This window comes from Lentzea kentuckyensis (assembly GCF_002150765.1).
Taxonomy (GTDB): Bacteria; Actinomycetota; Actinomycetes; order Mycobacteriales; family Pseudonocardiaceae; genus Lentzea; species Lentzea kentuckyensis.
Genome location: NZ_MUYM01000120.1, coordinates 1 through 11516 on the forward strand (window position 1 = coordinate 1; position 11516 = coordinate 11516).

At 68.8% G+C, this 11516-nt stretch carries 12 protein-coding genes; 1 reads left to right on the plus strand and 11 read right to left on the minus strand.

All coding sequences use genetic code 11. The annotated features are described in order from the left end of the window. Positions 1-162 precede the first annotated feature (162 nt). The 3 genes from B0F77_RS40250 to B0F77_RS40260 form a co-directional block, all read right to left on the minus strand. On the minus strand, positions 163-831 hold the full coding sequence (locus B0F77_RS40250; protein ID WP_158102958.1) for a lipopolysaccharide core heptose(II) kinase RfaY: 669 nt from the start codon (positions 829-831) through the stop codon (positions 163-165). An 87-nt stretch (positions 832-918) separates the two neighbouring features. Next, positions 919-2358, minus strand: a complete 1440-nt coding sequence (locus tag B0F77_RS40255; protein ID WP_086668325.1) for a carboxylesterase family protein — start codon at positions 2356-2358, stop codon at positions 919-921. A gap of 33 nt (positions 2359-2391) precedes the next feature. Then, entirely contained in the window at positions 2392-3246 is an 855-nt protein-coding gene (locus B0F77_RS40260; protein ID WP_245849291.1) for a bile acid:sodium symporter family protein, read from the minus strand. Between the two features lie 72 nt (positions 3247-3318). Between B0F77_RS40260 and B0F77_RS40265 the strand changes: the two genes are divergently transcribed. After that, positions 3319-4509 carry an MFS transporter gene (locus B0F77_RS40265; protein WP_483868455.1) on the plus strand — a complete coding sequence of 397 codons (1191 nt, stop codon included), beginning with the start codon at positions 3319-3321 and terminating at the stop codon, positions 4507-4509. Here the strand turns inward: B0F77_RS40265 and B0F77_RS40270 are convergent, their stop codons facing one another. The 8 genes from B0F77_RS40270 to B0F77_RS40305 form a co-directional block, all read right to left on the minus strand. Then, complete coding sequence (locus tag B0F77_RS40270; protein ID WP_245849293.1) at positions 4510-5526, minus strand: MFS transporter; 1017 nt, start codon at positions 5524-5526, stop codon at positions 4510-4512. It abuts the gene before it with no gap. A 158-nt stretch (positions 5527-5684) separates the two neighbouring features. Next, the gene (locus B0F77_RS40275; RefSeq protein WP_086668328.1) at positions 5685-7016 is read right to left on the minus strand and encodes a cellulose binding domain-containing protein; all 1332 of its coding nucleotides are present in this window, start codon (positions 7014-7016) and stop codon (positions 5685-5687) included. 302 nt (positions 7017-7318) lie between these two features. Then, positions 7319-7645: a hypothetical protein gene (locus tag B0F77_RS40280; RefSeq protein ID WP_086668329.1), complete on the minus strand. Its 327-nt coding sequence runs from the start codon at positions 7643-7645 to the stop codon at positions 7319-7321. A gap of 14 nt (positions 7646-7659) precedes the next feature. Continuing rightward, positions 7660-7968: a hypothetical protein gene (locus tag B0F77_RS40285; RefSeq protein ID WP_086668330.1), complete on the minus strand. Its 309-nt coding sequence runs from the start codon at positions 7966-7968 to the stop codon at positions 7660-7662. A gap of 4 nt (positions 7969-7972) precedes the next feature. Next, positions 7973-9226 (minus strand): choice-of-anchor P family protein, encoded by a 1254-nt coding sequence (locus tag B0F77_RS40290; RefSeq protein ID WP_086668331.1) that lies wholly within the window; start codon positions 9224-9226, stop codon positions 7973-7975. Then, on the minus strand, positions 9223-9876 hold the full coding sequence (locus B0F77_RS40295) for an ABC transporter ATP-binding protein (protein ID WP_086668332.1): 654 nt from the start codon (positions 9874-9876) through the stop codon (positions 9223-9225). Before B0F77_RS40295 ends, B0F77_RS40290 begins: the two co-directional genes overlap by 4 nt. A gap of 12 nt (positions 9877-9888) precedes the next feature. Further along, entirely contained in the window at positions 9889-10581 is a 693-nt protein-coding gene (locus B0F77_RS40300; protein ID WP_086668333.1) for an ABC transporter ATP-binding protein, read from the minus strand. Then, positions 10578-11516 (minus strand): branched-chain amino acid ABC transporter permease (locus tag B0F77_RS40305; RefSeq protein WP_143467175.1); only part of this gene is annotated, 939 nt, incomplete at its 5' end. The genes B0F77_RS40300 and B0F77_RS40305, both read right to left, overlap by 4 nt.

Genomic DNA, 11516 nt, shown 5'->3' on the forward strand with positions numbered 1-11516 from the left:
TTTTCTACTACCAACAGGGCGGTTCTGGACGGAGGACACGGCAACGGTTCGTCGGGTGACGAACCGGTTGGGTGTAGTTGAGGGCGATTCGATCAAGAGTTGGTGGTACTTGCAGACGCGCTCGGCATCAACGAGTCGTGAGGTTTCGGACAAGACTTCTGGTCAGGTGCTTAGTAGGTCGGTCCGGAACTGGTCGGCGAGCCACCGCGCGAGCAGTCGCCGCCAGTTCCGGACCCTGGCCAGGTTCGCGGGGGTGAGCGTCCGGTCGGCCTCCCACTCCCGCCAGTCCTCGCTCGCGAGCCAGCCGATGCAGCCGGCGATCCGGTGCACGCGCAGCAGGTTCAGGTCCGGCGTGTGGCCGTACCCGATCCAGAACGCCTGGGGCAGCACGGTTCCGTGCAGGTAGAGGTGTTCCTCGAACGCGGCGAGCTCGTCGAGCGGGTTGCCCTGTCCCGGGTTGTCCCAGTCGATCAGCGTGGCCTCACCGTCGCCGACGATGATGTTGTGGAGATTCACGTCGTTGTGCAGCAGGCCGACGCGGTGGATCTTCCGGAACGCCCGGCCGATGCTCCGCCAGACCTCGTCGGACACCGGCAGTGCGTCCGCGAGGGTCCGTCCCTCGACGTACTCGACCAGCACGTCACCGCGACCGTTGTGCGCGAGGATCTCCGGCGCGCCGGGCACCACGAACTTCGGCAGGTCGCGCGCCACCTTCGGTTGCCGCAGCACGGCTTTGCGCCCGTCGGCCAGCGTGACGAGGTGCAGGACGTTGGTGAGCCCCTCCCCTTCCAGCGGCTCGACCCGGACAGCGGTCTCCAGCAACCGGAACAAACACCCACCTCCACTGGTACTGCCACGCGGCCGGCTACTCACCCACCCCGCAACAGTACGACCCGTGCCACCACCAGCCGTGCTGTCCTAAGAGGACCAGAGGTCGCACCGGTGGTCCACCGGTGTGACCTGCTCGGTCGCGAACAGCCGGACCTCGTGACGCTCCCAGCCGGGACGTCCGGTCCGCGCGAACCTGGTCCACGCCCCGACCATCTCGTCGCCGAGCTTCTGCTGCTCGCCGGTCAGCCGCACGGTGCCATACCTGAGCAGGAACGGGAGTTCCGACCCGTGGTAGGCGCCGTACGGAAACTCCGGCATGCCAGGGAAGATCATCGGCGGGTGCGGCTCGGCGAACTCGTAGCCGAATGCTCCGGTCTGCGCTCTGAGCTCGTCGGTCGTGCACGTCGAGGTCATCGCGGTGAGCACTTTCGAGAGCTGTACCCGCTCGTCGCCACCCAGCGGCGGGTGGACGTCGACGATCTGCTTCGCCTTGGCCGCGCCGAAGCCTCCGACCAGTGCCTGCTCGTACCCGGCCGCGTCCAGCGGTGGGTAGAACATCGCCACGAACACCGTCAGCTCGTCCCGCGTGGTCCCGGTGAGCACGGGAATCCGGTGGAACCGGCCCTGTTGAAGGGCGGTGATCGGATTGTCCGGCAAGGCTTCCGTTCTGTACGCAGGTGCCGAGAACAGCGGTGTCAACGCTTTGACCTGCCGCACCGACAGCCGGCGGAGGCACGCGATGTCGGCACATCCGTGTGGTGCGTTCGTGCCGGCCTGTTCGACGTCCTCGCGCTTCGCCCAGGTGTGGTGGACCTGGTTCTCCCCCGCCGGGAGGCCGAGCTGGCACGGTCCGCTCTGGATGATCGCCTTGTGGAAGAGGCCCTGTGTCCTGGGTGTCGTCAGCTGGGCGCAGGTCGACAGTCCGCCCGCCGACGCCCCGAACAGCGTGACGTTGTGCGGGTTCCCGCCGAACTGCCGGATGTTGCGCTGAACCCAGCGCAGCGCTGCCTGCTGGTCCTTCAGCCCGAACGCGCCCGAACCCTCCAGGCCCGGGAAGCCGAAGTACCCGAACGCGCCGAGCCGGTAGTTGATCGTGACGACGACGGAACCGTTGCGCACCAACTGGTCCACGCCGTAGTCCGACCCGGCGCCGCTGGTGAAGCCGCCGCCGTGGAGCCAGACCAGGACGGGCCGGTTCTGGGCGTTCTTCGGTGTTGTGACGTTGAGGTACAGGCAGTCCTCGCTGTCGCTGGCCGGACTGCCGAGCCCCTCGTCCTGCGCGCACCGCGGGCCGGGTTCGGTGGCCCGCAGGACGCCCTGCCACGGCATTGCGGGCTGCGGGTCGCGCCACCGGCCGTCCCCGGTGGGCGGCGCGGCGAACGGGATGCCCTGGAACGAGCGCTGGGCGTCGATGACGGTTCCTGACACGAATCCGGTGTCAGTGCGGACGATTCCCGCGGCGTGGGCGGGAACGGCGGTTGCGGCAACGAGAACGGCCGCCATGAACAAGGTTGAGGTTGAACGCATGTCACGATCAACCTAACCCCGGACACAACTGCTTTACACCACGGCTTTGCTCCGGGACAGCAACCGCGCCGCCACCGCCGCCGGCAGGTACATGAGCACGCCGTAGACGGCGGGCGGGATCGCCATCGCCTCGTCGTTCAGGACCGTCAACGCCAGCGTGATCGCGATCGTGGCGTTGTGGATCCCGATCTCCATGGCGCACGCGACGGCCTGTCCGCGCTCGACGTTGAACGCCTTCGGCACGTAGTACCCGATCAGCAGGCTGAGGATGCTGAGCAGCAACGCCACCGGCCCGAGCGTCGCGATGTTGTCGATCAGCTGCTGGTAGGCCTGCGCGATCGCGGCGATGATCACCAGGACCAGCACCACGACCGACGCGATCCGCACCGGGTCGTTCATCCTGAGCGCCCAGGCCTCGAACTTCCGGCGCACCAGCATGCCGATCGCCACCGGCACCAGCACGATCGCGAAGACCTGCACGAACTTCGCCGGCTGCAACCCGACCTCGGCGTTGTCCGCCATGAAGTGCGCCATGCTGAGGCCCACCACGATCGGCAACGTGAACACGGCGAGGACCGAGTTGATCGCCGTGAGCGTGATGTTGAGCGCCACGTCGCCGCCCGCCAGGTGGCTGAAGAGGTTCGCCGACGTTCCGCCCGGCGAGGCGACCAGCAGCATCATGCCGACCGCCAGCACGCCCTTGAGCCCGAACGCCAGGACCAGTCCCAGGCAGATCGCCGGGAGGACGACCACCTGGCAGACGAGAGCGATGATCGCGGCTTTGGGGTACTTGGCGACCCTGGCGAAGTCCTCCGTGGTCAGGGTGAGGCCGAGGCCCAACATCACCAGGGCGAGCGCCAGTGGCAGGAAGATCTGGACGACGAGCACGGCGGCCTCCGCGAATGTCCTGGTTTGTGCAGTTTGATCTGTTCCGCAGATCCTGGCGTTACGCCTCGGCTGGTGGAATCGGCCAGGTGGACGCTGAGCGGCCGGGTTCGCGGTGTCGCGAAAACCGCCGGCCGAGCGCACGCTGTTGCGATGTCGCGCCTGCTGACCCCGCGCTTCGCCCTGCTCACCGCCGCTGACCTGGGCTACTTCACCGCGGTGGGCATCGCGGTGTACAGCCTGCCGCTCTACGTCACCGGCCCGCTCGGCGACTCCAAAGCAGCGGCAGGCCTGGCGTTCGGCGCCTTCGCGATCTCCGCGCTCCTGCTCCGCCCCTACGCCGGCCGCCTCACCGACCGCATCGGCCGAAGACCGCTGCTCATGGGCGGCGCCGCCCTGGCCGCCGCCAGCCTCGCCCTGACCGCGCTCGCCACCGACCTGCCCACGATCATCGCGCTGCGGCTGCTGCTGGGCGTCGCCGAAGCCGCGTTCTTCGTCGCCGGATTCGCCGCCCTGGTCGACATCGCCCCGCCAGACCGCCTCGGCGAAGCCCTCAGCCTCAACTCGCTGGGCCTGTACCTGGGCCTCGCCGCGGGCCCGCCCCTCGGCGAGGTCCTCACGCGACGATCGTTCCCCACCGCCTGGCTGACAGCCGCCGCGCTCTGCACGGCGGCCTGCGCCGCCGCGATGTTCATCGGCGAAACCGGCACACCAGGCCACGAACGAAACACCAAGCTGATCCACCGGCCCGCGATCCCGCCGAGCATCGCCCTGTGCACGGCTCTCGCGGCCAGCGGCGGCTTCATGACGTTCGCCGCCCTGAGAGCCCAGGAGTCGGGCTACACCAACACCAGTCTCCCGCTCTTCCTCTACGGCGCGACCGTCGTCGCCTGCCGGGCACTCTTCGCCAAGGTCCCGGACCGCGTGCCGCCCCTGAAGCTCGGCGCCGCGGCCCTGGCCGTCATCGCGACCGGCCTCGTCCTCACCGCCACCCCGCACACCCTCATCGCCGGCAGCATCGTCCTCGGCGCGGGCGTCACCTTCAGCACACCCGCCTTCTTCGCCGCCATCTTCGCCACCGCCCAGCCGCACCAGCGCGGCGCCGCGTCCGGCACGGCCAGCGCGTTCATCGACATCGGCCTGGGCGGCGGCCCGATCCTGCTGGGCCTGATCGCGAACACCAGCATCCCGGCCGCACTGGCGGCCGGAGGCGCGTTGGCCGCGGCAGGCTGTCTGTGGACACTGTGCCTGCGACGAGCACGCTGATCACCTCCGCCAGATCACGAGTGCCACCACCAGGATCAGCACGCCGATCGCCATCGCCGACCCGAGCACCCACAGGCCGTAGATCGCGAACGCCACGAACTCCGAACCGATCGCGGCCACCGACGTCACGGTGGCCCTGGCATCGGTCTCGATCTGGTGCTGCAGCTCGGTTTCGACATGCACCAACACGAACCGGTACAGCCCGTAGAACAGTCCCAGCACGACGATGGCGACGGGCACGGCGAGCGCGGCCGCCGCGATCAGCACCAGGCCGGACGCGAAGAGCACCCAGCCGCGCAACGGCAACCGGCCGGCCAGCGAGGCACCGGCGGCGCCGAGCAGCGGTATGCCGATCGTGGCCAGCGGCACCCACACCGTGGGCACGTGCCAGTCCTGGACCAGCAAGGTGAAGTACTCCTCGATCGCGTCGATCGCGTAGACCAGTGCCACCGCGAGCACAGCGCGTCTGATCGGCACGGCCTCACGCAGACCGGTTCGCAGAGTCTCCAGATATCCCAGGTCGTCGTCATCATCAGCACCACGTGCGGCTTCCGGGAAGCGCAGTGCGATCACGGAGGACAACACGCACATCGCCACGGAGACCCAGCCGGCCAGCTCGTAGCCGCCGAACGAGAACAACACGGTGGCGAGAACCGCGACCGGTGCCTGCACGATCAGCTCGATCGTGTCGATCCGTGCGTTGAGGCGTCCGTACAGGGACTCGTCACCGTTGGCCGCGAGCCCGTCGTACAGCAAGGCCTCGAACGCGCCCGAGGTCAGCGTTCCGCCGAGACCCCACAGCACGAACCCGAGAGCGAAGCCCCAGAACGTCGGGAAGACGATCCAGGACGCGTACGCGAAGGCGTGCAGCACACCGGCGGCGACCAAAGACGAACGGCGCGAGAAGCGATCGGCGATGGCACCTGACGGCACCTCGAACACAACCGCGGTCAGCCCCCAGATCGTGAATAGCACCGAGATGGAGGCGTCCGACAGGCCGCTGTCGGCGAAGAACAACGCGTACAGCGCGTAGATCGGGAGCAGGTGCGAACACCACGCCCACGCCGTCGCGGTTCGGGTCAGATCAGTTGAAGATCAGGATCGTCGTCGTCGCATGGAACAAGAGTAAGCCGCCAGCGCCACCGGATTAAGTGGCGCTGACGGCGAGTGACTCTCTAGAAACCGGCGGTGACGCGGGTGAACGCGAGGTCGGCCTGCTGAATGCCCGAGCAGTTCGCGGCCACCTGACCGTCGCAGCCGCCGCGGTCGCGGTTGACCGACCAGAAGGCCAGTCGCCCGAGGCCGTTGGACTTCGACCAGTCGCGGATCGCGGTCCAGTCGTCGACCGTGGTCAGCTCGCGCTGGTCGGACAGGCCGTTCATGCCCGAGATGCCCACGTGCTTGAACGCCTCGGCGTCGCTCCAGCCGAAGGTCGACCTGAGCTTGTTCTTCAGCCCGGTGGCCGCGCCGATGGTGTCGGTGCGGATGTTCGAGCTGCCGAAGTCGAACGGCATGATCGTGAACACGTCGATGTTCGCGTTCAGCGCCTTGGCCTGGTCGATCAGCCGGGCGCCGTAGAAGTTCGGGCCGGTGGTGCCGGTGCCGAACGTGACGATCGTCTGGATGCCGGGGTTGTTCTGCTTGACGATCCGCAGGGCGGTGATGATCCGGTCCTGCACCGTCGTGTTCTCGAACTCGTCGGAGTTCTCGATGTCGATGTCGATCGCCTTGAGCCCGTAGGCGTTGATGACCTGCTGGTACGCGCCTGCCAGGGCTTCGGGGGTCGAGCAGTTCGGGCCCAGCTTGTTGCCGCTCCAGCCACCGAACGACGGCACGATGTCACCACCGGCCGCGCGGATGGCGTTGATCGTCTGCTGGTCGGCGCCACCCGTGAGCGGGCGCTGGCTGTCCCACGACGGGGTGCACCCGCCGCCGGAGAGCACGAACGCGAGGGTGAACCACTTGACGCCGGTCGAGCTCATGACCTGCGTCGCGCTCTGCGGGTTGCCCCAGCCCAGGTACAGGTAGGGCGCGCCGCGGCCGGTGCCGGGCAACGGCGGGTTCGACGTAGTGGTCGTCGTCGTGGTGGTCGTGGTCGTCGGCGGGGTGCCGCCGTCGCACGAACCGCCGTTGATCTTGCAGTTCGTCGGGGTGCCACCGGAACCGCGCACGGTGAAGCCGAAGCTCGTGCTGCCACCGACGGGCACGTTGCCGTTCCAGGTGTTGCGAACGGTGATGGTCTGCCCGTTCGCGGCGTACGAACCGTCCCAAAGCGACGCGATCGACTGTCCGCTCGGGAGCGTGAACTCGACGGTCCACGACGTGAGCGCGGACCCGCCGCTGTTGGAGATCGTGTACTTGGCCTCGTAGCCGCTGCCCCAGTCCGACGTCTTGGTGAACGCCGCCGTCACGCCCGTCGCGCCGCTCGCGGGAGCGGCGGCAACGCCTCCGACCACCGCGGCCACCGCCAGGCCGATGGTCAGGAACTGCCAGCGAAACCTCTTCATGGTGCTCCATTCACGTGCAGGGGTACGTGATGGGGAGCACGTTAACTGGTCTAAACCAATGGTTCAAGGGGATGAACCGGACAACATCCGCCTCGTCAGGACATCATGTGGTAGCGCTCCCACACTCGATCCACTTGAAACGGTGGCCATGCGTCGCAGTTGCCGACCCGTCAATGCCTAGTGCCGCGTCGCGGCTTAGTTCTGGCGCTTGCCCCGTGGATGAAGGGACCCTTCATCGACCTGAGGTGGATGAAGGGTCCCTTCATCCACAACCGGGAGCACAACCAAGCCGCGACACGCTACTAGCTGCCATGTTCAAGCGCATCGCGGGCCACGGCCCAGGTCTGTTCGAACTCCTCTGCGGAGATCTCCTCGACGCCGTCCTGGCCGTGCCACCCGTCCGGCTGGCACCCCTCGCTCAGGACGCCGAACCTCTGCTCGTACGAGATCACCGCTTCCACACCGCCGGTGTCTCGCGCGTGCATCACCTCGGCCAGCGACGCGGCTGTCGTCGGCCGCATGTCCACGCCGCGCAGATCTACCTGCCGGCACACCCAGCCCTCGTCGTCCACCTCGTAGTGGAGCCAGACGTCGTCGTCGGGGAAGTAGTGGCGAAACCAACCGATCACGACGGAATCATCGCTCAGAGCTGGTCCACGCGCTCCGAGTCACGCTCCTCCAGCAGCTGCAACAGCGCATATGTGGTCTGCCGCTGCTCCTCCAGCAGCTTGACCAACCACGATCCGAAGTAGAGGAATCCGCCGACGCCGATCAGCCCGACCCCGAGCATCCCGCCCGAGACGACGTAAGGGATCTGCTCGAACACGTACCCCGTGTGCGCGACACCCCACCAGGCGAACAGGATCGCCGCGATCCCCGCCGTCATCAGCATCGTGCCGATCAGGCCGAGCCCGCTCTGCATCCGCGCCCGGCGCCGGTCCTGCATGGTCATGTGGTCACCCGTTGCGCAGGTCTGGGACACCGGTCGGGTGTCCGGAGGGACAGGGAGCGCCGCCCAGCAGGAACGTGCCGAACGACTTCATGCCGAACGCGCCCGCGGCGGCCACGCCGAGTCCGGTGAGGACCAGCAGGGCCGGCACCCCGGGGAAGTCGAGCAGCGAGCGGGGCCTGGAACGGATCGACGCGACAGGCGTCACGGCCTTGGGTGGCGTGACACCGGCGACCGGTGGCGTGCCGGGCGAGGGCGGAGCCAACGCGCCGTCCGCGGGTGGCGGAACCAGAGGTGCCTGCGGCACGGGGACATCCGGCGGCGTCAGCGGCGACGACGCGGAAGCGTTCGCGACGGCTTCGGTGTCGCCGACGATGACCTCCATCTTGCGCAACGGGTTCAGCAGCGGCACCAGTTCCTTGGGCAGCAGCGGAGCCACGATCCCGTCGAGGATTCCGCCGAGGCCGAGCTTGGTCCGCAACGCCAGCACGTCGATGGTCAGCTTCAGGCCGCGGCTGGTGGAGGTCGCCGAGGTGCCTTCGAGTTTCGTGCCCGAGGTCGGCCAGGTCAGCGTGATCCCCAGTGGTTCCAACGCCTTCAGCAGCCCGTCCGGGGGCGCGCCCGGCGCCGTGACCGGGAACTTCTGGCCCAGCACGGCGATCTCCGCGACGGAGAACGTGCTCGTGCCGCTTCCCTTGCCGCCGTCGCTCACCGCGACGGACTCGAACTTCACCCCGGACATCACGACCAGCCCGGCCAGCAGGGAGATCGTCTGCGCGGACGACACGGCCGAGGAACGCGCCTCGGTGCCGGACACCGAGCTCACGCTCGACGACGCCATCCCGTCGGCCGTGAGCAGGAACGGCACCTCCTGCTTGGCCCCCGCGTACGACTCCGCCTTCGACGCGGACGCACCCGCCCGCATGCCCGACTTCGACTCGTCGGCCGGGCCGCCGGGGTGCGCCGCGTTGGCCTGCACGGGATAGGCGAACCCGACCAGCTGCGGCAACCCGGTGCCCACCGCCGCGCCCGGCCACAGCGAGCTGGCCAGCGACCGGCCGATCGGGCCAGAACCCAGCTCGGTCTGCGTGTACGACAGGTGCACCTCACCCTGCGGTTCCGCGGGCACCGGCAGCAGATCGGTCGTCAGCAGCACCGAAACCGGTGTCGCGCGTGCGGACAGCGTGAAGCCGCCGATCTCCGAAGCCTCGGCCGGTGCCGGAGACAGCAGGAGCAGCAGCAGAACGAGCGCGTACCTCACGACGTCCCTCCGAAGTAGACGGAAGCCAGGTCGTTGTCCCCGGAGATCTCGCCGTGCGTCATCACGACGACCTGATCGGCCACGGCGGACGCCGTCTCGGCGAACTGTTCGACGATCAGCATCGTCACCCCGCTCTCCGCCAGTTCCTTCACGACCTCGTACAGCTCGGCGACGATCACCGGCGCGAGCCCCATGGACAGCTCGTCGATCACCAGCACGGCCGGGTCGGTGATCAACGCGCGGGAGAACGCCAGCATCTGCTGCTCACCACCGGACATCGAGCCCGCGAGCTGCCGTTGCCGCGCCTTCAGCTTGGGGAACCGCTCGTAGACCACCGCCGGATCACCGCGCATGAGCCGCAGGTTCTCGGCCACGGTGAGGTTCGGGAAGATCGCACGGCCTTCCGGGACCGTGCACAGACCCGCCCGCGCCAGCTGGTCGGGCGCCGCGTCGTTCACGTGCACGCCGCCCAGATGAACGTGCCCGGAGGTGGCCCGCAACTGTCCACTGATGACCTTCACCAGCGTCGACTTGCCCGCGCCGTTCGGCCCGAGCAACGCGGTCACGGTGCCGCGCGGCACGTTCAGCGAAACCCCGCGCAGCACCTCGATCCGGCCGTAGCCGGCGTGGACGTCACTGAGATCAATCATTTTGGGGTCCGATCATCCGAGATACGCCTCCCGGACACCCTCGTGCGCACGGATCTCGGACGGCGTGCCGGAGGTCAGGAGCTGTCCCAGGTTCAGCACGTGGACCTGGTCGCAGTAGCCCATCACGAGGTCCATGTCGTGCTCGACCAGCACGACCGAACGCCCCTCCCCCACCAGCTCCCGCAGCAGCTCGCCGAACGCGTCGGTCTCCGCGCGGTCCAGCCCGGACGACGGTTCGTCGAGCAGCAGCAGACAGGGATCGGTGGCCAGCGCACGCGCCAGCTCCAGCAGCCGCGCGGCACCGGTCGGCACGGTGTCGGCCTGGTTCGGCGCGAACTCCGCGATCCCCACCCGTTCCAGCAGCCCGGTGGCCAGCCGGGACGACCGGCGGCGGCTTTCCAGCGCCACCACGACGTTCTCCCACACGGTCAGCGACCCGAACACCTCGAGGCGCTGGAACGTCCGCGCCACCCCGAGCCGCGACCGCTGGTGCGGTCCCTTCGCGGTGATGTCCGCGTCGTCCAGCACCACCCGGCCCGCCGACGGCCGCCGCAACCCGCTGATCACGTCGAACAACGTCGTCTTGCCCGCGCCGTTGGGCCCGATCAGCCCGGTCACGCCCACGTCGACGGACAACGACACGTCGTTGACGGCGATCACCTCGCCGAACCGGACCGTCACGCCCTCCACCCGCAACGTGCTCATGCGCGCCGCCAGGTCCAGGCCCGGAAGATCCAGCTCACCAGGCCGTTGGGGTCCCGTGCCAGCCCCGCCGCCGCGACGCCGAGCAACACCACCGCCACGCCCGCGAACGCCGGGAACCCGCTCTGCAGCACCGGGAGCAGCATCAGCAGCAACCCGCCCAACGCCGCGCCGGACACCGACGTCACGCCCGCGATCACCGCGAACAGCAGCAGCGGCAGGTTGTTGAACAGCTGGAAGTCGCTCGCCGCGACGGTTTCCCGCAGCTGCGCGAACAACCCGCCCGCCAGTCCCGCGATCGCGGCGGACAGCGAGAACACCCAGACCCGGATCCAGCGGACGTTCATGCCGAGCGTCGCGCACGCCGCCGAGCTGTCCTTGACCGCGATCATCCGGCGCCCGAGCCGTCCGCGCCGCACCGCCAGCACACCGGCCCCGACCAGCGCGAACACCCCGGCGGCCACCAGCAGCTGAGCGGCAGCGGACTCGACCAGCTTCGGCACCTGCAAAGACCCGCGCACGCCGAACGCGATCGGTGACTGCAGCACGAGCTTGTCCATCAGCTGCGCGAACCCCAGCGTCGCCAGCGCCAGGTACAACCCGCTGACCCGCAGGGCGATCAACGCGATCAACGCTCCGACCGCCGCGGCGACCAGCGCCCCCAGCAGCAACGAGAAGACCGACGTCGAACCGAGCCGCGCCACCGTCACCGCGCCCACCCCGACGAACGTGAACTGCCCGAGCGACACCACCCCGCCGTACCCGGTGAGCAGCACCATCGACAGCAGCACGATCCCGAACACCAGCGCCAGCGCGAGCTGCCCGGCCACCACCGAGTCCACCAGCAGCGCCAGCACAACGACCACGCCCGCGAACAGCCCCGCGCCGACACCGGTGGCCACCCCGGTCGGCACCGCCACCCCGCGCGACCCCCGCAC